Annotated in this window: 17 protein-coding genes; 12 read left to right on the top strand and 5 right to left on the bottom strand. The window is 43.3% G+C overall.

Translation table 11 applies throughout. The features are described from left to right. The first annotated feature begins 58 nt into the window (after nt 1-58). From pnp to N8L39_RS07925, 7 genes are all read left to right on the top strand, one after another. Nucleotides 59-2,272: a polyribonucleotide nucleotidyltransferase gene (gene pnp / locus N8L39_RS07955; RefSeq protein WP_261010621.1), complete on the top strand. Its 2,214-nt coding sequence runs from the start codon at nt 59-61 to the stop codon at nt 2,270-2,272. A 15-nt stretch (nt 2,273-2,287) separates the two neighbouring features. Further along, on the top strand, nt 2,288-2,905 hold the full coding sequence (gene cysE / locus N8L39_RS07950; protein WP_020903022.1) for a serine O-acetyltransferase: 618 nt from the start codon (nt 2,288-2,290) through the stop codon (nt 2,903-2,905). A gap of 11 nt (nt 2,906-2,916) precedes the next feature. Continuing rightward, complete coding sequence (locus N8L39_RS07945; RefSeq protein WP_261010622.1) at nt 2,917-3,801, top strand: GNAT family N-acetyltransferase; 885 nt, start codon at nt 2,917-2,919, stop codon at nt 3,799-3,801. An 82-nt stretch (nt 3,802-3,883) separates the two neighbouring features. After that, nucleotides 3,884-5,227 carry a cysteine--tRNA ligase gene (cysS, locus tag N8L39_RS07940; RefSeq protein WP_261010623.1) on the top strand — a complete coding sequence of 448 codons (1,344 nt, stop codon included), beginning with the start codon at nt 3,884-3,886 and terminating at the stop codon, nt 5,225-5,227. Then, the gene (locus N8L39_RS07935; RefSeq protein ID WP_070528982.1) at nt 5,220-5,606 is read left to right on the top strand and encodes a Mini-ribonuclease 3; all 387 of its coding nucleotides are present in this window, start codon (nt 5,220-5,222) and stop codon (nt 5,604-5,606) included. The genes cysS and N8L39_RS07935 overlap by 8 nt, the downstream gene beginning before the upstream one ends. Before the next feature lie 3 nt (nt 5,607-5,609). After that, nucleotides 5,610-6,479, top strand: coding sequence for a PucR family transcriptional regulator (locus N8L39_RS07930; protein WP_261010624.1), 870 nt, complete (start codon nt 5,610-5,612; stop codon nt 6,477-6,479). 112 nt (nt 6,480-6,591) lie between these two features. After that, nucleotides 6,592-7,722: an ABC transporter ATP-binding protein gene (locus tag N8L39_RS07925; RefSeq protein ID WP_000229952.1), complete on the top strand. Its 1,131-nt coding sequence runs from the start codon at nt 6,592-6,594 to the stop codon at nt 7,720-7,722. Between the two features lie 96 nt (nt 7,723-7,818). On the opposite strand, the gene N8L39_RS07920 is transcribed toward N8L39_RS07925, so the two are convergent. The 5 genes from N8L39_RS07920 to N8L39_RS07900 all read right to left on the bottom strand — a co-directional run bounded on the left by N8L39_RS07920 (nt 7,819) and on the right by N8L39_RS07900 (nt 12,074). Next, nucleotides 7,819-9,009, bottom strand: coding sequence for a ferredoxin reductase family protein (locus N8L39_RS07920; protein WP_261010625.1), 1,191 nt, complete (start codon nt 9,007-9,009; stop codon nt 7,819-7,821). A gap of 142 nt (nt 9,010-9,151) precedes the next feature. Next, the gene (locus N8L39_RS07915) at nt 9,152-9,811 is read right to left on the bottom strand and encodes an amino acid ABC transporter permease (protein ID WP_033689194.1); all 660 of its coding nucleotides are present in this window, start codon (nt 9,809-9,811) and stop codon (nt 9,152-9,154) included. A 9-nt stretch (nt 9,812-9,820) separates the two neighbouring features. Beyond that, a complete protein-coding gene (locus N8L39_RS07910) occupies nt 9,821-10,498 on the bottom strand; it encodes an amino acid ABC transporter permease (protein WP_261010626.1) in 678 nt (225 codons plus the stop codon). 12 nt (nt 10,499-10,510) lie between these two features. Next, entirely contained in the window at nt 10,511-11,305 is a 795-nt protein-coding gene (locus tag N8L39_RS07905; protein ID WP_084923729.1) for a transporter substrate-binding domain-containing protein, read from the bottom strand. A gap of 10 nt (nt 11,306-11,315) precedes the next feature. Further along, the gene (locus N8L39_RS07900; RefSeq protein ID WP_261010627.1) at nt 11,316-12,074 is read right to left on the bottom strand and encodes an amino acid ABC transporter ATP-binding protein; all 759 of its coding nucleotides are present in this window, start codon (nt 12,072-12,074) and stop codon (nt 11,316-11,318) included. A 177-nt stretch (nt 12,075-12,251) separates the two neighbouring features. On the opposite strand from N8L39_RS07900, the gene recJ reads away from it, so the two are divergent. The 5 genes from recJ to uvrC all read left to right on the top strand — a co-directional run bounded on the left by recJ (nt 12,252) and on the right by uvrC (nt 19,996). Next, entirely contained in the window at nt 12,252-14,474 is a 2,223-nt protein-coding gene (gene recJ, locus N8L39_RS07895) for a single-stranded-DNA-specific exonuclease RecJ (RefSeq protein WP_261010628.1), read from the top strand. A gap of 370 nt (nt 14,475-14,844) precedes the next feature. Beyond that, a complete protein-coding gene (locus N8L39_RS07890) occupies nt 14,845-16,506 on the top strand; it encodes a ribonuclease J (protein ID WP_261010629.1) in 1,662 nt (553 codons plus the stop codon). A gap of 66 nt (nt 16,507-16,572) precedes the next feature. Continuing rightward, a complete protein-coding gene (locus N8L39_RS07885; protein ID WP_261010630.1) occupies nt 16,573-17,352 on the top strand; it encodes an alpha/beta hydrolase in 780 nt (259 codons plus the stop codon). 62 nt (nt 17,353-17,414) lie between these two features. Next, nucleotides 17,415-18,116 carry a M57 family metalloprotease gene (locus N8L39_RS07880; protein ID WP_261010631.1) on the top strand — a complete coding sequence of 234 codons (702 nt, stop codon included), beginning with the start codon at nt 17,415-17,417 and terminating at the stop codon, nt 18,114-18,116. A 38-nt stretch (nt 18,117-18,154) separates the two neighbouring features. Then, the gene (gene uvrC / locus N8L39_RS07875; protein ID WP_261010632.1) at nt 18,155-19,996 is read left to right on the top strand and encodes an excinuclease ABC subunit UvrC; all 1,842 of its coding nucleotides are present in this window, start codon (nt 18,155-18,157) and stop codon (nt 19,994-19,996) included. Nucleotides 19,997-20,025: the final 29 nt, after the last annotated feature.

Raw genomic sequence — 20,025 nt, 5'->3', positions numbered from 1 at the left:
CAGTATCTTGATCTTTGTAGGCAAGGCGTATAATTTCATCAATCCAAAGGGGATTAAAATGACAAAACAAGTGTTTCAAACGACTTTTGCAGGTCGTGAGTTAATTGTAGAGACTGGTCAGGTTGCTAAGCAGGCAAATGGCTCTGTTGTTGTACGTTACGGTGAGTCAACTGTCTTGACTGCTGCCGTTATGTCTAAGAAAATGGCAACTGGGGATTTCTTCCCACTTCAAGTCAACTACGAAGAAAAAATGTATGCAGCTGGGAAGTTTCCTGGTGGCTTTATGAAACGTGAAGGACGTCCTTCAACAGATGCGACTTTGACAGCGCGTTTGATTGACCGTCCAATCCGTCCTATGTTTGCGGAAGGTTTCCGTAATGAAGTCCAAGTCATCAACACAGTACTTTCTTATGATGAAAATGCATCTGCACCAATGGCAGCTATGTTTGGTTCATCCTTGGCACTTTCCATTTCAGATATTCCATTTGATGGACCAATCGCTGGGGTGCAAGTGGGATATGTAGATGGTCAAATCATCATCAACCCAAGTCAAGAACAAGCAGAGCAATCGCTGCTTGAATTGACAGTAGCTGGTACCAAACATGCCATCAACATGGTAGAATCTGGTGCTAAAGAATTGTCAGAAGAAATCATGTTGGAAGCCCTTCTTAAAGGGCACGAAGCAGTCAAAGAATTGATTGCCTTCCAAGAAGAAATCGTTGCAGCAGTTGGTAAAGAAAAAGCAGAAGTAGAATTGCTTCATGTGGACGCTGACTTGCAAGCTGAAATTATCGCAGCCTACAACAGTGACCTCCAAAAGGCAGTCCAAGTAGAAGAAAAATTGGCTCGTGAAGCTGCAACTCAAGCAGTTAAAGACCAAGTAACTGCTGTTTACGAAGAGAAATATGCGGACCACGAAGAATTTGACCGTATCATGCGTGATGTGGCTGAAATCTTGGAACAAATGGAACACGCTGAAGTGCGCCGTTTGATTACAGAAGATAAGGTTCGTCCTGACGGCCGTAAGGTTGATGAAATCCGTCCTTTGGATGCGGTTGTTGACTTCCTTCCTCGTGTGCACGGTTCTGGTCTCTTCACTCGTGGCCAAACTCAGGCTCTTTCAGTTTTGACCTTGGCCCCAATGGGAGAAACTCAAATCATTGATGGTTTGGATCCAGAGTATAAGAAACGCTTTATGCACCACTATAACTTCCCTCAATACTCTGTAGGGGAAACTGGACGCTACGGTGCGCCAGGTCGTCGTGAAATCGGTCACGGTGCTCTCGGTGAGCGTGCCCTTGCTCAAGTCTTGCCAAGCTTGGAGGAATTCCCATATGCTATCCGTTTGGTAGCAGAAGTCTTGGAGTCAAATGGTTCTTCATCTCAAGCTTCTATCTGTGCGGGAACTCTTGCTCTTATGGCTGGTGGTGTGCCAATCAAGGCGCCAGTAGCAGGGATTGCCATGGGTCTCATCTCAGATGGAAATAACTACACAGTCTTGACAGATATCCAAGGTTTGGAAGACCACTTTGGAGACATGGACTTCAAGGTCGCAGGTACTCGTGACGGGATTACAGCCCTTCAAATGGATATCAAGATTCAAGGGATTACAGCAGAAATCTTGACTGAGGCTCTTGCCCAAGCTAAGAAAGCCCGTTTTGAAATCCTTGATGTGATTGAAGCAACCATTCCAGAAGTCCGTCCAGAATTGGCTCCAACTGCTCCGAAAATTGATACCATCAAGATTGATGTGGACAAGATCAAGATTGTCATCGGTAAGGGTGGAGAAACCATTGACAAGATTATCGCTGAAACAGGCGTTAAGATTGATATCGACGAAGAAGGAAATGTGTCTATCTACTCTAGCGACCAAGATGCCATTAATCGTGCTAAAGAGATTATTGCTGGTTTGGTCCGTGAAGCCAAAGTGGACGAAGTTTACCGTGCTAAAGTCGTTCGTATCGAGAAATTTGGTGCCTTTGTTAACCTCTTTGATAAGACAGATGCCCTTGTTCATATCTCTGAGATGGCTTGGACGCGTACCAATAATGTCGAAGACTTGGTAGCAATCGGGGATGAAGTTGATGTTAAGGTTATCAAGATTGATGAAAAAGGACGTGTGGATGCTTCTATGAAAGCCCTTCTTCCTCGTCCTCCAAAACCTGAACGTGATGAAAAAGGCGAAAAATCAGAGCGTCCTCACCGCCCACGTCATCACAAGGACCACAAACCTAAGAAAGAAATTACAGAAACACCAAAAGATTCAGAATAAGAAAAGGAGAAATGTATGGGATGGTGGCGCGAAACCATTGATATCGTAAAAGAAAATGATCCAGCGGCCCGCACCACTTTGGAGGTTTTGCTGACTTATCCAGGTGTCAAGGCCTTGGCGGCCCACCGTCTCTCGCATTTTCTCTGGAAGCATGGCTTCAAACTACTGGCTCGTATGCACAGTCAGTTCTGGCGCTTTTGGACTCAGATTGAGATTCATCCGGGTGCTCAGATTGATTCAGGTGTCTTTATCGACCACGGTTCTGGTCTGGTGATTGGGGAAACAGCGATTGTTGAAAAAGGCGTTATGCTTTACCACGGAGTAACTCTTGGTGGAACTGGTAAGGATGTTGGCAAACGCCATCCGACCGTTCGTCAGGGTGCCCTTATATCAGCACATGCCCAAGTCATTGGTCCTGTAGAAATTGGTGCAAATGCCAAGGTCGGTGCTGCAGCAGTTGTCGTAGCAGATGTACCTAGTGATGTGACGGTTGTCGGTATTCCGGCCAAGATTGTCCGAGTTCATGGACAGAAGGATGAACCGACGATCCACGAAGTTGAAGAAAAACGAGAGTACTACGTCAATAAACTCGAGCAGGCTAAAGAAGCCAGTCACAGATCGTCGGGGTTGTAGAGGGTACCTATATGATTCAAGCAAGAAACAAGTTAAGCCAAGAGGAGCTATCTGAGGCGAAAAAACTAATTAACTGTTGCCAAAACTATGACGGTACCTATCGTGATCCTTATCTATCTAACATGCTTAATTTTGACCCAAACATGCCCGCCTTTTTCCTTTATTATGAAAAAGGCGAACTTGTTGGTTTATTAACTGTCTATGCAGATGACCAAGATGTGGAAGTGACGATACTGGTTCATCCAGATCATCGCCGTCAGGGAATTGCGCGTGCATTGTTTACTAGTTTTGAGAGAGAAACAGCTTCTTTTCCGATTCATTCAGTCACTTTTCAGACAGAGCGTGTTTTTCTAGACCGCCATCCTGATTTTGTCAGCAACTGGGGATTGGTCGAGGATGAAGAGACAGAAACTTGGTTAGGTAAGGATAGAAAACCTTATCCGTTAGCAACTGTTTCCAATCTTGAAGTTTTGTTAGCAGATAGTTCGTATCAGGATCAAATTAGTCAGTTAAAATTTCAGGCATTCTCAGAAGAGCATGAATCTAGAGAGATTGTGGATAGATATGTCGCTGAAGCTCTGAAGGATCCAGAAAGTCGCTTATATATTTTGTTAAAAGACGGTCAGATTATTGGAACTTGCACGGTAGATTTATCGACTAATACGAATTACTTCTACGGTTTAGCAATATCTGAACCTGAACGTGGGAAAGGCTATGGAAGCTACTTAGCAAAATCCCTTGTCAACCAATTGATTGAGCAAAATGATAAGGAATTTCAGATTGCAGTAGAGGACAGCAATGTAGGTGCCAAGCGCTTGTATGAAAAAATTGGCTTTGTCAAACAGACTCAGGTGGTTTATCTGAATAAGAAAGGAGTAAGGGATTCCGAAGTGTAGAGATATTCGGACTGACATTCAATTGAACTGTCAGTGATGAAATTAACTGTTCTTGGATTTTGGTTTTCCTGACTATTATTTTATGATTAAAATCTATGATACTATGTCTCGTGATTTGCGAGAATTTGTCCCAATCGAGGACGGCAAGGTCAAGATGTATGTTTGTGGGCCAACCGTGTACAACTATATCCACGTGGGGAATGCCCGTTCAACAGTGGCTTTTGATACCATTCGTCGCTATTTTGAGTATCGTGGGTACGAGGTTGCCTATATTTCCAATTTTACGGATGTGGATGATAAGATTATCAACCGTGCCAAGGAAGAAGGCATCACGCCTCAGGAGGTTGCGGACAAGTACATCGCTGCCTTTCGTGAGGATGTGACAGCCTTGGGCGTCAAACCTGCGACCCGCCATCCGCGTGTGGTGGAGTTTATGGCTGACATCATCCGCTTTGTGGAAGATTTGATTGAAAAAGGCTTTGCCTACGAGAGTCAAGGAGATGTCTATTTCCGTGTGGAAAAATCTCACAACTATGCCAAATTGGCTAATAAAACCTTGGAAGATTTGGAGCTGGGTGCTTCAGGTCGTACCGATGAAGAAACAGCTCGTAAGGAAAATCCTGTAGACTTTGCCCTCTGGAAATCTGCCAAATCAGGCGAGATTTCTTGGGACAGTCCTTGGGGACCTGGTCGTCCGGGCTGGCACATCGAGTGTTCAGTCATGTCGACAGAGATTTTGGGCGACACCATTGATATTCACGGTGGTGGAGCTGACCTAGAGTTTCCTCACCATACCAATGAAATTGCCCAGTCGGAAGCCAAAACAGGCAAGACCTTTGCTAACTACTGGATGCACAATGGCTTTGTCAATATCGACAATGTCAAGATGTCTAAGTCTTTGGACAACTTTATAACCGTACACGATGCCCTTAAAACTCTTGATGGCCAAGTGCTTCGTTTCTTCTTTGCGACACAACATTACCGTAAGCCTATCAACTTTACGGAAAAGGCAGTGCGGGATGCAGAGACTAATCTCAAGTATCTAAAGAATACTTATGAGCAACCATTTACAGGAAATGTGGACGCCCAAGAGTTACAAGCCTTTAAAGACAAGTTTATAGCAGCTATGGATGAGGATTTCAACGCTGCCAACGGTATCACAGTAGTCTTTGAAATGGCAAAGTGGATCAATTCTGGAAACTATGATGCAAGTGTTAAGGAAGCTCTTGCGGCTATGTTAGAGGTCTTTGGAATTGTCTTTATTGAGGAAGTTTTGGATGCAGAGATTGAAGTCTTGATTCAAAAACGTCAAGAAGCGCGTGCCAATCGTGACTTTGCGACAGCGGACCAGATCCGTGACCAATTGGCTGCTCAAGGGATTAAGCTCCTTGACACCAAAGATGGAGTGAGGTGGACACGTGATTGATGTCAATCTCATTAACGGGATTGCGTTAGCTTTTGAGGGGGACGCGGTGTATTCCATGTATATTCGCCGTCACCTCATCCTCAAAGGCATGACCAAACCCAATAAACTCCACCAAGAAGCGACCAAGTATGTCTCAGCCAAGGCTCAGGCTCACCTGATTTCCCTTATGTTGGAGGAGCAAGTCCTAACGGAAAAAGAAGAAGAAATCTACAAACGTGGCCGCAATACCAATAGCCACACCAAGGCCAAAAATGCTGATGTGGTGACTTACCGTATGTCCACAGGTTTTGAAGCCGTCATGGGCTATCTCCATATGACTGAAAATCTGGAACGTCTTGAGAGCTTGATTTCGTGGTGTATCCAAAAAGTGGAGGGCTAGGACATGATAGCAAAAGAACTACAAGACTGGTTTCCTGAGGCTCAGATTTCAGACCAACCAGTAGAGAAAGAGGGCTATCTCACTCTCCCTTTAGCTTCTCAGCAGTGGATTTTGCTGGAGGAAGCTGGGCTCAGTGAGCGTGAAAAGCAGTTGATTTCGCTTTTGACCCAGCAGGAGCAGGCTCGTTCGCTCAATCCTTGGTATTCCTATCTGATTGAGGGGAAGGGGCAAGCACCGCAAGCTTTCAAAAAGATTCAGTTGGTTTATTGTCATCTTTCCTATTTTCAGCAGGAAAATCTAGCTTCTTGGCTAGATATGATGCGGACCCTTTTTCCTAACTGTCAGACGGTGCTGCAGGTCGGAGCTCAGGATTATGTTTTCGTGCTTCAACAAGATAAATATACTTCTGTACGAGCTATTTTAAGTGATACGATTGAAGCGGTTGAGTATGACTTTGGACTTCGTCTCTCTATCATGTTAGGCCAGGTTTGGTCTCAGACAGGCCATCAAGCCCTATCAGACTTGATTAAAGCAGAGCGAGATTTGTTTAAGACTTGGTGGCGTCAGGGTCACCAAGGTGTTCATACTTTTTCTCAGCTCTATCTTTGGAGTATGGGGGAAAGAATTGTGGACCTGAGAGTTATTAAAGAATGCCTGCACCAGATGATTTTGGACCAGGATCAGATTCAGGAAATCATTCTCTCTCTTTGGGAAAATAGTGCTGTCCTAACAAAAACAGCCCAGCAACTCTATCTGCACCGCAATTCTCTCCAATACAAGATTGACAAATGGGAAGAATTGACAGGCCTTCAGTTGAAGGAGTTGACCGACCTAACCTTGTGTTATCAGTTGATTTTACCAGATATTCTCTAAAGTTTTGTGCAAGTTGCACAGAACTTTTTTATTTTTTTGGTCACCTTGCCATAGAAATGTAAAGCGTTTTCATCTATAATAAAACTATCAAAAGACAAAAGGAGTTCACCTCATGGTAGAATTGAATCTTAAAAATATTTACAAAAAATATCCAAACAGCGAACACTACTCAGTTGAAGACTTCAACTTGGACATCAAAGACAAAGAATTTATCGTTTTCGTAGGTCCTTCAGGATGTGGTAAATCAACTACTCTTCGTATGATTGCTGGTCTTGAAGACATCACAGAAGGTACTGCATCTATCGATGGCGTGGTTGTCAACGATGTAGCTCCAAAAGACCGTGACATCGCCATGGTATTCCAAAACTACGCTCTTTACCCACACATGACTGTTTATGACAACATGGCTTTCGGTTTGAAATTGCGTAAATACAGCAAAGAAGACATCGACAAACGTGTGCAAGAAGCAGCTGAAATCCTTGGATTGAAAGAATTCTTGGAACGTAAACCAGCTGACCTTTCAGGTGGTCAACGTCAACGTGTTGCCATGGGTCGTGCCATCGTCCGTGATGCAAAAGTGTTCTTGATGGACGAGCCTTTGTCAAACTTGGATGCCAAACTTCGTGTATCAATGCGTGCTGAAATCGCTAAAATTCACCGTCGTATCGGAGCTACAACTATCTACGTAACTCACGACCAAACAGAAGCGATGACACTTGCAGACCGTATCGTTATCATGTCAGCAACTAAGAACCCTGCTGGTACAGGTACTATCGGACGTGTAGAACAAATCGGTACTCCTCAAGAAGTTTACAAAAACCCAGTTAACAAATTCGTAGCAGGATTCATCGGAAGCCCAGCTATGAACTTCATCAACGTGAAATTGGTTGGTAGCGAAATTGTTTCTGACGGTTTCCGTTTGAAAGTTCCAGAAGGAGCATTGAAAGTTCTTCGTGAAAAAGGCTACGAAGGTAAAGAATTGATTTTCGGTATCCGTCCAGAAGACGTGAATGCAGAACCTGCTTTCCTTGAAACATTCCCAGAATCAGTTGTCAAAGCTACTATCTCAGTATCAGAATTACTTGGTTCAGAATCTCACCTTTACTGCCAAGTTGGTAAAGATGAATTTGTTGCCAAAGTTGACGCTCGTGACTACTTGCAAACAGGCGCAACAGTTGAGCTTGGATTTGATTTGAACAAAGCACACTTCTTCGATGTAGAAACTGAAAAAACAGTTTACTAAGATAAATGAAACTCAAAACACTGCTAGAAATCTGGCAGTGTTTTTTTGAGATTGCGTAGAAAAAACTCCTGGAAAATTCCAGGAGAGTATGATTGATTATTTGAACTTGAATCCTTCGTAAATAAGCTCTGTTTTTGGATTTTGTTTCTTAATTTGTTTGGCAAGTGACTTCATCATAGAAAGAGGACCACACATATAGACGCTTGCATGTTCGGGCACTTCTTCTTGCTCAAAATTAAGATAGCCGTCTTTTCTACTGTCTACTAGATGGAGTTCAAAATTAGGATTTTTCTGAGCATAGTCATGGAGCAAATCTAGATAGACTGCATTTTCCTCTCCACGGAAGCTATAGTAGAAGTGAACCTGTTTATCTAAAATAGGATGTTCACAGATGTAAGAGATGAAGGGGGTAATCCCAATACCTCCAGCAATCCAAACCTGATTTTCTTGTCCTTCTTCTATGATCATGTGTCCGTAAGCTCTGTCAACGGTTACTTTGCTGCCGACTTGAAGATTGTCATAGATATTCTTGGTATGGTCACCTGAATTTTTAACAGTAAAGTAAAGAGTTTGACCATGACCTCCTGAGATAGAAAAGGGATGCGGAGCACTTTCAAAGCCTTCTTGGAAAATCTTTAGGAAGGCAAACTGTCCTGCTTGATAGTTGAAAGGTCTGCTAAGATGGATTTGAATTTCTCTAGTATCGTGATTTAAGCGTTTGAGATTGGTAATTTTCCCTAGATAGGAGAAGCCAATCTTTTGATATAGAAAAATGATATAAAAACCAGCCAGTAATCCTAAAAGGGCATAGCTACCAACAAGAAAACTTAGAAGATTAAATGTAAGGAGGCGATTGCCCATCATCATGTAGACATGAAAGAGTCCGAAAATATAAGCTAGATAAACCAGACGGTGAATCCATCGCCAAGCTTCGTATTGGATGTATTTGCCTAAATAGGCGACAAGGATGATACTGACAAAGATATAGATGGCAAGGTTACCAAACTGAGCAGCTAATCGAGAGCCCCACAGACCGCCCATGCTGAAGTTATGAAAGATTAGTAGGATTATGGAGAGAAAGGCTGTGAATTTGTGGACAGTATAGACCTTCTCCAAACCGTGAAACCAGCTTTCTAGTAGGGGGAGACGAGTGGCTAGGATAAAAGTTAGAGATAGGCTTGTTAAAGCTAGTCCTGGAATCATGAATTGGGGAGAAGTGTTCATCCAAGTCCAAATAGTCAAGACAAAACTAGCTATAATAAAGAGTAGTCCTTTGATTGATTTCATAGAAAATTCCATTTCATTAAGATTTGATTTGTTGTAAATAAATTTGTTACATTTTATCATAGAAAAAGTATGGTGTCAAATTGAGGTCTATAAATATCTGCTATCATCAAAAAACTCTCCAATTTAACTGGAGAGTGGCTGTTTATTCTGCAGCTTGTTGCCAACGTTTTGCTAGCATATGAGATAGGCTCGAAATTGCTAGGTTGAAGCTGAAGTAGATGAGGGCAATCAGGATATAAAGACTGAAGACTTGCTCTGGTTCAAAATAACGGCCCATGAGAATTTGGCTGGCTCCAAAGAGTTCTTGTAGGGCGATAACAGAGTAGAGAAGACTGGTATCCTTAATCACGGTTACAAACTGAGAAATGATGGCTGGCAGCATTTTGCGGATTGCTTGTGGGAGAATGATGTGGTAGAGGATTTGGGCTGAGGTAAATCCTTGCGACATTCCTGCTTCGTACTGCCCTTTGTCTACGGCATTGAGACCGCCTCGGATAATCTCAGCTAGGGCTGCTGATGTAAAGAGGGTGAAGGCAGTAATTCCTGCTGGTGTGGATTTCATCTTGAACACTAAAAAGATAGTGAAAATCCAGAGAAGGTTGGGAACATTCCGTACAAATTCGATGTAAATGCTGGAGATGATGCGCAAGACAGGATTTTTGCCATTTCTCATGACGGCTAGCACCGTTCCGATGAGGGTAGAGAGGACGATGGCAATCAGAGAAATATAGAGGGTCAAGCCAAATCCTTTAAAGATAAAGATTAGGTTATCTGGGGTTAAAACTTCTAAAATGGATTCCATAGTAACCTCCTAAAGTGAATAGGCTTTTTTGTTGGCTTGCTCCATCTTGCGACCAAACTGGGCAACAGGGAAGCATAGGGCAAAGTAGAGAAGAGCAGCACCTAAAAAGGCTGGGAGATAGTTTCCGTTAAGTGCTGACCAGGACTTGGTCACAAACATCAAGTCCACTCCAGAAATGATAGCGACTGTCGAGGTATTCTTAATGAGGTTAACGATTTGATTGGTCAAAGGAGGGAGAATGATACGGAAAGCCTGAGGCAAGATAATCAAGCGCATGGCACTGATATAGGTAAAACCTTGCGACAAGGCGGCCTCCATCTGACCGCAAGGAATAGACTGAATCCCTGAACGAATAACCTCAGCGATATAGGCTCCGTGATAGAGTCCCACGCAGAGAACAGCTGTCCAATAAATCGGAATCATGATGATATGGTCACTGATAAGAGGTAGGCCATAAAAAACGATAACAAACTGCACCAAGAGAGGAGTGTTTTGGTAAAATTCGACAAAGATGCGAGCTAAAATACGCAAAATAGGACGTTTGCTGGTTGACATGGCTCCAAAGAAGATGCCCAAGACCATAGCGAGGATAAAGGATCCAATCGCTAGGGCAAGAGTGAAGAGGAAACCATTGAAAAATTGTCCAAAATCCTGAAAATAGGCTGTCCAAGATGATAAATCTGTCATGGGGTATCCTCCTTAATCTGCAGTATGGCTAGATGGTTTGAGCTTGTAACGGTCATAAAGTTTTTGCAAACTGCCATCCTTGCTCCATTTAGTAACCAAGTTATCGAGATAGTCGTTGAGTTCGGTATTTGATTTCTTGGTAACAATACCGTAGTCAGATGGCTTGAAACTATCATCTAGTAGTACTGTGCGCTTGCTGATGTAGCCAGATAGAATTGAGCGGTCAACGGAAAAGGCATCAATTCGATGAGCGTGAAGGGAAGTAATCAATTCTGGGTAGGAACCAAGTTCGACGAATTTAAAGGTCAAGCCTTTCTTTTTACCCAGTTCGGTAATCAGGCGTTGAGTAATGGAACCTTGGGCAACCCCGATGGTTTTGCCGTTTAGGTCCTCAATGCTTTTGATTTTGGCAGACTTATTGACCAAAAAGCCAGAAGCGTCGGTGTAGTAAGGGCTGGTGAAGTTGTAGAGTTTTTTTCGTTCGTCTGTGATGGTAAAGGTTGCGATATCCATATCGACCTGTTCATTGTCTAGAAGGGGTCCGCGAGTTTGTGCTGTAACTGGCACATAACGAACCTTGACCTTGAGCTCATCAGCTACCATCTTGGCCAAGTCAGTTTCGATACCAGAATAGGTTCCTGTCTTGGGATCCTTGTAACCGAAATTGGGAACGTCTTGTTTGACACCAACAACCAGCTCGCCTCTCTTTTGAATGTCTGCGACACTGGTATCAGCCTGAACTGGTTTTGCAGCAGCAAGGCCGAAAAGGCTAATCAATAATGCAGATAAAAAGAATTTCTTTTTCATAGGTGCCTCCTTATTTGACTTTGTCACTTTCGTGGTTGATGATTTTACTGAGGAATTGTTGGGCACGAGGTTCGCTTGGATTATCGAAAAAGTCATCAACATCGGTCGTATCCACCAAAACTTCTCCGTCAGCCATAAAGATGATGCGGTCAGCAACTTCACGGGCGAAGCCCATTTCATGGGTCACGACAATCATATTCATACCATCGTGGGCTAATTTTTGCATAACTGCCAGAACATCACCGATGGTTTCAGGGTCAAGGGCAGATGTTGGTTCATCAAAGAGAAGGAGTTCCGGATGCATAGCGAGTCCACGAGCAATGGCGATTCGTTGTTTTTGTCCACCAGAAAGCATGGCTGGATATGAATCTTTCTTGTCCCACATATTTACAAATTCCAGATATTTTTGAGCTGTTTTTTCAGCTTCTTTTTTATCAATTCCTAGAACTTTTATGGGTGCTAGTGTTACGTTTTCTAACACTGTTTTGTGTGGATAGAGGTTGAAATGCTGGAAAACCATACCGACTTCCTTGCGAAGCGGCACTAAATCTTTCTGACTGGCACCAGCAACTTGGTGACCATTTACGAGAAGACTTCCTTGGTCGACAGCCTCTAAACCATTGATGGTACGGATCAGAGTGGACTTACCAGAACCAGAAGGGCCTAGGAGTACAACAACTTGCCCTTTTTCAAAATGGAGATTGATGTCGCGGAGTGCGTGGTAGTCTCCGTAATATTTTTCGACGTGTTCAAATTCTACTAAAGCCATAAGGAATCTCCTTTGTGTTAGATTTTATAACATGATTCTACACCAAAAGATTTTTCTTGTCAAATCATATCAGAAAAAAAGTTAGTAAAATTTTTGTAGAAAGCAATCAGGATAGAGAAAAAGCCTAAATCATGTTATAATGAAGCAATAGAATTCTTAGAAAGAGTGGATGTCTTTTTGATAACACCTACTTATGAATGGCAGTTTGCCCCGCAGGTAGAAGATGCGGATTTTACAAAAATAGCCAAGAAGGCTGGACTGGGTCCTGAGGTGGCTCGGTTATTATTTGAAAGAGGGATTCAGGACCAAGAAAGTCTGAAGAAGTTTTTAGAACCTTCCTTGGAGGACTTGCACGACCCTTATCTGCTCCATGATATGGACAAGGCAGTGGAACGGATTCGTCAGGCCATTGAAGAAGGGGAAAATATCCTCGTTTACGGTGATTATGATGCGGATGGTATGACTTCGGCTTCTATTGTTAAGGAAAGTTTGGAACAGCTTGGTGCCGAGTGCCGTGTTTACCTGCCCAATCGTTTTACCGACGGTTATGGACCTAATGCTAGTGTTTATAAATACTTTATCGAGCAAGAAGGAATTTCCTTGATTGTGACGGTGGATAATGGGGTAGCGGGTCACGAGGCTATTGAATTGGCCCAGTCTATGGGAGTAGATGTCATTGTGACTGACCACCATTCCATGCCTGAAACCTTACCAGATGCCTATGCTATTGTCCATCCTGAACATCCGGATGCGAACTATCCTTTCAAATATTTGGCTGGTTGTGGAGTTGCTTTCAAGCTGGCTTGTGCCCTGTTAGAAGAAGTACAAGTGGAATTGCTTGATTTGGTCGCTATCGGAACTATTGCGGATATGGTGAGTCTGACGGATGAAAACCGTATTTTAGTTCAGTATGGTCTGGAAATGTTGGGACATACTCAGCGCATTGGTTTACAAGAGATGCTGGATATGGCTTGGATTGCCGCCAACGAAGTAACAGAAGAAACGGTTGGTTTCCAGATTGCCCCTCGTTTGAATGCCTTGGGACGTCTAGATGATCCCAATCCCGCTATTGATTTACTGACAGGATTTGATGATGAGGAAGCACACGAGATTGCCCTTATGATTCACCAGAAAAATGAAGAACGCAAGGAAATCGTGCAATCTATCTATGAAGAAGCTAAGACCATGGTGGATCCTGAAAAGAAGGTCCAAGTCTTGGCTAAGGAAGGCTGGAATCCGGGTGTTCTGGGAATCGTCGCTGGTCGTTTGTTGGAAGAACTAGGGCAGACAGTCATCGTTCTCAATATAGAGGACGGTCGTGCCAAGGGTAGTGCTCGTAGTGTGGAAGCGGTCGATATTTTTGAGGCTCTAGATCCTCATCGAGAGCTCTTCATCGCATTTGGTGGCCATGCTGGTGCAGCAGGTATGACGCTGGAAGTTGAGAAACTTTCAGATTTATCTCAAGTCTTGGAAGGTTATGTCCGTGAAAAAGTTGCAGATGCTACTGGCAAGAACAAGTTAAATCTAGATGAAGAACTGGATTTGGAGACACTTAGCTTGGAAACGGTCAAAAGTTTTGAACGTTTGGCACCTTTTGGCATGGACAATCAGAAACCTGTCTTTTATATAAAGGATTTTCAGGTCGAAAGTGCTCGTACTATGGGGGCAGGCAATGCCCATCTCAAGTTGAAAATTTCCAAAGGTGAGGCGAGTTTTGAAGTGGTTGCCTTCGGACAAGGTAGATGGGCGACAGAGTTTTCTCAAACCAAGAATCTAGAGCTGGCAGTCAAATTGTCTGTCAATCAATGGAATGGCCAAACTGCCCTCCAGTTGATGATGGTGGATGCGCGTGTGGAGGGTGTTCAACTATTTAACATCCGTGGGAAGAATGCAGTCTTGCCAGAAGGAGTTCCAGTCTTGGATTTCTTTGGGGAACTGACGAATCTGGCAGATAGTGAAGCGGTTGTCGTAAAAACCATTCCTGAGGATATTACTCAGCTGAAGACCATTTTTCAGGAACAGAATTTCTCTGCTGTCTATTTCAAAAATGATATTGACAAGGCCTACTATCTGACAGGCTATGGGACTAGAGAGCAGTTTACCAAATTGTACAAGACCATCTACCAGTTTCCAGAGTTTGATATTCGCTACAAGCTGAAGGATTTGGCTACTTATCTCAATATTCAGCAAATCTTGCTGGTCAAGATGATTCAAGTATTTGAAGAACTAGGCTTTGTGACGATCAAAGATGGGGTCATGACAGTGAATAAAGAGGCACCAAAGCGGGAAATCGGAGAAAGTCAGATTTACCAAAATCTCAAACAAACCGTCAAAGACCAAGAAATGATGGCGCTGGGCACCGTGCAAGAAATTTATGACTTTTTAATGAAAAAAGAATAGCAGATAGGAAAGAGTTGGGCAACCAGCTCTTTTTTGAAAACAAATCTTCATTTTGAAAATCATCAAAAAAATGGTATAATGATAGGAAAAGATTCGGCTAATACTCAATGAAAATCAGAGAGCAAACTAGGAAGCTAGCCGCAGGTTGCTCAAAGCACTGCTTTGAGGTTGTAGATAAGACTGACGAAGTCAGCTCAAAACACTGTTTTGAGGTTGTGGATAGAACTGACGAAGTCAGTAACTATACCTACGACAAGGCGAAGCTGACGTGGTTTGAAGAGATTTTCGAAGAGTATAAAAGTAATAGTGCTTTTAGAATAAGAGGGTAAGCAACCCTATAATCAAGATAAATTAAGCTTTCGGAGGAAAAATGAGTAATATTAGTTTAACAACACTTGGTGGTGTACGTGAAAACGGGAAAAATATGTATATCGCTGAAATCGATGGATCTATTTTCGTTTTGGATGCAGGTCTGAAATACCCTGAAAATGAACAACTAGGGGTGGATGTAGTCATTCCAAACATGGATTACCTTTTTGAAAATAGCGACCGTATCGCTGGCGTCTTCTTGACCCACGGACATGCGGATGCTATTGGTGCTCTGCCTTATCTCTTGGCTGAAGCCAAGGTACCTGTATTTGGCTCCGAGTTGACCATTGAGTTGGCCAAACTCTTTGTCAAAGGAAATGATGCGGTTAAGAAATTCAATGATTTCCATGTCATCGATGAGGATACGGAGATTGATTTTGGAGGAACTGTGGTGTCCTTCTTCCGTACGACCCACTCTATCCCAGAAAGTCTGGGTGTTGTCTTGAAGACAGCTGAAGGTAGTATCGTTTATACAGGCGACTTCAAATTTGACCAGACAGCTAGTGAATCCTATGCGACAGACTTCGCTCGTTTGGCAGAAATCGGTCGTGATGGAGTTCTAGCTCTTCTTAGCGATTCAGCCAATGCAGATAGCAATATCCAAGTGGCTAGCGAAAGTGAAGTTGGGGATGAAATCACTCAAACCATTTCGGACTGGGATGGTCGTATCATTGTTGCAGCAGTAGCCAGCAACCTCTCTCGTATCCAGCAGGTGTTTGACGCTGCGGATGCAACAGGCCGTCGTGTGGTCTTGACAGGATTTGATATTGAAAATATCGTCCGCACTGCTATTCGCCTTAAGAAGTTGTCTTTAGCCAACGAAAGTCTTTTGATTAAGCCAAAAGATATGTCTCGCTTTGAAGACCATGAGTTGATTATCCTTGAGACAGGTCGTATGGGTGAGCCTATCAATGGTCTTCGCAAGATGTCGATTGGTCGCCACCGTTATGTGGAAATCAAGGACGGTGATTTGGTCTATATCGTAACCACTCCGTCTATCGCCAAGGAAGCGGTCGTGGCGCGTGTGGAAAACATGATTTACCAAGCTGGTGGGGTTGTCAAACTGATCACTCAAAGCTTGCGTGTGTCAGGGCACGGAAATGCGCGTGATTTGCAGTTGATGATCAATCTCTTGCAACCCAAGTATCTCTTCCCGATTCAAGGGGAATACCGTGAGTTGGATGCCCATGCTAAGGCTGCTATGGCAGTTGGGATGTTGCCAGAATGTATTTTCATCCCTAAAAAGGGAACCAGCATGGCTTATGAGAATGGAGACTTTGTCCCAGCTGGCGCGGTTTCAGCAGGGGATGTCTTGATTGACGGGAATGCCATTGGTGATGTTGGTAATGTGGTTCTTCGTGATCGTAAGGTCTTGTCAGAGGACGGTATTTTCATCGTAGCAATTACAGTTAACCGTCGTGAGAAGAAAATTGTGGCCAAGGCTCGTGTTCATACGCGCGGATTTGTTTATCTCAAGAAGAGTCGCGATATTCTCCGTGAAAGTTCAGAATTGATTAACCAAACGGTAGAAGACTATCTTCAAGGAGATGACTTTGACTGGGCAGACCTTAAAGGGAAGGTTCGGGATAATCTGACCAAGTATCTCTTTGACCAAACCAAGCGTCGTCCAGCTATTTTACCAGTAGTCATGGAAGCAAAATAATCGTTGAAATAAACAGGGAGAAAGTCGAGTTTCGGCTTTTTCTTATAGAAAAATAGAGGAAAAAATATGGCAGTAATGAAAATTGAGTATTACTCACAAGTTTTGGATATGGAGTGGGGAGTGAATGTTCTTTACCCCGATGCCAATCGAGTGGAAGAACCAGAGTGTAAAGACATTCCCGTCTTGTACCTTTTGCACGGGATGTCTGGCAATCATAATAGTTGGCTCAAGCGGACCAACGTAGAACGCTTACTTCGAGGAACCAATCTCATCGTCGTCATGCCCAATACCAGTAATGGTTGGTACACCGATACCCAGTATGGTTTTGATTATTACACAGCTCTAGCAGAGGAATTGCCACAGATTCTGAAACGCTTCTTCCCTAACATGACCAGTAAGCGTGAAAAGACCTTTATCGCTGGTCTTTCTATGGGAGGCTATGGTTGCTTCAAATTGGCTCTTGCTACAAATCGTTTTTCTTACGCAGCTAGCTTTTCAGGTGCCCTTAGTTTTCAAGATTTTTCTCCTGAGAGCCAAAATCTGGGAACACCGGCTTATTGGAGAGGTGTGTTTGGGGAGATTAAGGATTGGACAGCTAGCACCTATTCTCTAGAAAGTCTGGCTAAAAAATCGGACAAAAAGACCAAGCTTTGGGCTTGGTGTGGTGAACAGGATTTCTTGTATGCAGCCAATAATCTGGCAGTGAAAAACCTCAAAAAAATAGGATTTGATGTGACCTATAGCCATAGCGCTGGAACTCACGAGTGGTATTATTGGGAAAAACAATTGGAACGGTTTCTAGCAACTCTGCCAATTGATTTCAAATTAGAAGAGAGATTGTCATAATTTAGCTTTCTTTCAGCTTGTTTTAGTAAAATAGACTTTATTTGCTAGAAAGGTGGAGGGACATGCGCTGGATTTTTCGTTTGATAGGGGCTTTCTTTTCTTTTGTGTGGCGTTTGTTCTGGTGCCTGATTTGGATTGTTTTGCTTTTATGTGGTCTTGCTTTTGGACTTCTCTGGTATCTGAATGGGGATTTTCAAGAAGCGCTAAAGCAAGCAGAGCGGTCAGCAAAGATTGGTCAACAAAGTATCGACCAATGGGAAAAAACAGGGCAACTGCCTAAGTTGAACCAGACAGATAGCCACCAGCATTCTGAAGGAAGATGGGCACAGGCTTCTGCTCGTATTTACTTGGATCCGCAGATGGATTCACGCTTTCAAGAGGCATATTTAGAAGCAATTCAGAACTGGAATCAAACTGGTGCCTTTCATTTTGAACTTGTGACTGAGTCCAGCAAGGCAGATATCTTGGCTACGGAGATGAATGACGGAGGTACTCCTGTGGCAGGAGAAGCGGAAAGTCAGACCAATCTCTTGACGGGGCAATTCTTGTCTGTAACGGTGCGCCTGAATCATTATTATCTATCCAATCCAAATTATGGTTATTTCTATGAGCGCATTGTCCATACAGCAGAACATGAGTTGGGGCATGCGATTGGCTTGGACCATACAGATGAAAAGTCTGTCATGCAACCTGCTGGTTCCTTTTATGGTATCCAGGAAGTGGATGTTGCAAACCTTCGAAAAATATATGAGACTAGTGAGTAGGGAATAATCTTTCCCTACTTTTTTGCTATAATGGAATTATGAACAACTTGATTAAATCAAAACTAGAGCTCTTGCCAACCAGCCCTGGTTGCTACATTCACAAGGATAAAAACGGCACCATTATCTATGTGGGAAAGGCTAAAAATCTGCGTAATCGCGTGAGGTCTTATTTCCGTGGAAGTCATGATACTAAGACAGAGGCTCTGGTATCTGAAATTGTGGATTTTGAATTTATCGTTACTGAGTCTAATATTGAGGCCCTTCTCCTAGAAATCAACCTGATCAAGGAAAATAAGCCTAAATACAATATCATGCTCAAGGATGATAAGTCCTATCCCTTCATCAAAATCACTAATGAGCGCTATCCTCGCTTGATTATCACTCGTCAGGTCAAGAAGGACGGAGGTCTCTACTTTGGTCCCTATCCAGATGTGGGGGCAGCCAATGAAATCAAGAGGTTGCTAGATCGAATTTTCCCTTTTCGTAAGTGTACGAATCCACCGTCTAAGGTCTGTTTTTACTACCATATCGGTCAATGTATGGCCCATACCATCTGTAAGAAGGATGAGGCCTATTTCAAGTCTATGGCTCAGGAGGTTTCTGATTTTCTGAAAGGCCAAGATGACAAAATCATTGATGACCTAAAGGGCAAGATGGTGGCGGCGGCTCAGACTATGGAGTTTGAACGTGCGGCGGAATACCGTGACCTGATTCAGGCTATTGGAACGCTTCGAACCAAGCAACGGGTCATGGCTAAGGATCTCCAAAATCGCGATGTCTTTGGCTACTATGTGGACAAGGGCTGGATGTGTGTCCAGGTTTTCTTTGTCCGTCAAGGCAAGCTCATTGAGCGAGACGTTAATCTTTTCCCCTATTATAATGATCCGGATGAGGATTTCTTGACCTATGTGGGACAATTTTATCAAGAAAAATCTCATCTAGTTCCCAATGAGGTACTGATTCCGCAGGATATTGACGAAGAAGCTGTCAAGGCTTTGGTAGACACCAAGATTCTTAAGCCTCAGCGTGGAGAGAAAAAGCAACTGGTCAATTTGGCTATAAAGAATGCTCGAGTCAGTCTAGAGCAGAAGTTCAATTTGTTAGAAAAATCAGTCGAAAAGACCCAAGGGGCTATTGAAAATCTAGGACGTTTGCTCCAAATCCCGACCCCTGTCCGTATCGAGTCCTTCGATAACTCCAACATCATGGGAACTAGCCCTGTTTCAGCCATGGTAGTCTTTGTCAACGGAAAACCTAGTAAGAAGGATTACCGTAAGTATAAGATAAAAACCGTAGTCGGGCCAGACGACTATGCCAGTATGAGAGAAGTCATTCGCAGGCGCTATGGTCGAGTACAGCGTGACGGTTTGACTCCTCCAGATTTGATTGTCATCGATGGGGGACAAGGTCAAGTCAATATTGCCAAACAGGTCATACAAGAGGAACTGGGTTTGGATATTCCCATTGCAGGTTTGCAAAAAAATGACAAGCACCAAACCCATGAATTGCTTTTTGGAGATCCACTTGAGGTGGTGGAGTTATCTCGCAATTCTCAGGAATTTTTCCTGCTCCAACGTATCCAGGATGAGGTGCACCGCTTTGCCATCACTTTCCATCGCCAACTGCGCTCCAAAAATTCCTTTTCATCACAACTGGATGGAATTGACGGTCTGGGACCTAAACGCAAGCAGAATCTCATGAAGCATTTCAAGTCTTTGATCAAAATCAAGGAAGCCAGTGTGGATGAGATTGTCGAAGTTGGAGTACCTAGAGCTGTTGCAGAGGCTGTGCAGAGGAAGTTGAACCCGCAGGAAGAAGAGGAATTAGCTCAAGTGGCGGAAGAAAGAGTAGATTACCAAACGGAAACTGGGCATGATTAAAAGAGACCTTCTTTTCCTGAATAGAATTG

This window comes from Streptococcus mitis (assembly GCF_946190285.1).
Taxonomy (GTDB): Bacteria; Bacillota; Bacilli; order Lactobacillales; family Streptococcaceae; genus Streptococcus; species Streptococcus mitis_CP.
This window is presented reverse-complemented; position numbering and strand designations above follow the sequence as displayed.

Coding starts and splice junctions, on each gene's coding strand:
- N8L39_RS07920 (WP_261010625.1), bottom strand. CDS start 9,009: ATGAAATCAATCAAAGGACTACTCTTTATTATAGCTAGTTTTGTCTTG.
- cysS (WP_261010623.1), top strand. CDS start 3,884: ATGATTAAAATCTATGATACTATGTCTCGTGATTTGCGAGAATTTGTC.
- N8L39_RS07910 (WP_261010626.1), bottom strand. CDS start 10,498: ATGACAGATTTATCATCTTGGACAGCCTATTTTCAGGATTTTGGACAA.
- N8L39_RS07905 (WP_084923729.1), bottom strand. CDS start 11,305: ATGAAAAAGAAATTCTTTTTATCTGCATTATTGATTAGCCTTTTCGGC.
- N8L39_RS07925 (WP_000229952.1), top strand. CDS start 6,592: ATGGTAGAATTGAATCTTAAAAATATTTACAAAAAATATCCAAACAGC.
- pnp (WP_261010621.1), top strand. CDS start 59: ATGACAAAACAAGTGTTTCAAACGACTTTTGCAGGTCGTGAGTTAATT.
- N8L39_RS07945 (WP_261010622.1), top strand. CDS start 2,917: ATGATTCAAGCAAGAAACAAGTTAAGCCAAGAGGAGCTATCTGAGGCG.
- N8L39_RS07915 (WP_033689194.1), bottom strand. CDS start 9,811: ATGGAATCCATTTTAGAAGTTTTAACCCCAGATAACCTAATCTTTATC.
- uvrC (WP_261010632.1), top strand. CDS start 18,155: ATGAACAACTTGATTAAATCAAAACTAGAGCTCTTGCCAACCAGCCCT.
- N8L39_RS07885 (WP_261010630.1), top strand. CDS start 16,573: ATGGCAGTAATGAAAATTGAGTATTACTCACAAGTTTTGGATATGGAG.
- N8L39_RS07930 (WP_261010624.1), top strand. CDS start 5,610: ATGATAGCAAAAGAACTACAAGACTGGTTTCCTGAGGCTCAGATTTCA.
- N8L39_RS07880 (WP_261010631.1), top strand. CDS start 17,415: ATGCGCTGGATTTTTCGTTTGATAGGGGCTTTCTTTTCTTTTGTGTGG.
- cysE (WP_020903022.1), top strand. CDS start 2,288: ATGGGATGGTGGCGCGAAACCATTGATATCGTAAAAGAAAATGATCCA.
- N8L39_RS07890 (WP_261010629.1), top strand. CDS start 14,845: ATGAGTAATATTAGTTTAACAACACTTGGTGGTGTACGTGAAAACGGG.
- N8L39_RS07900 (WP_261010627.1), bottom strand. CDS start 12,074: ATGGCTTTAGTAGAATTTGAACACGTCGAAAAATATTACGGAGACTAC.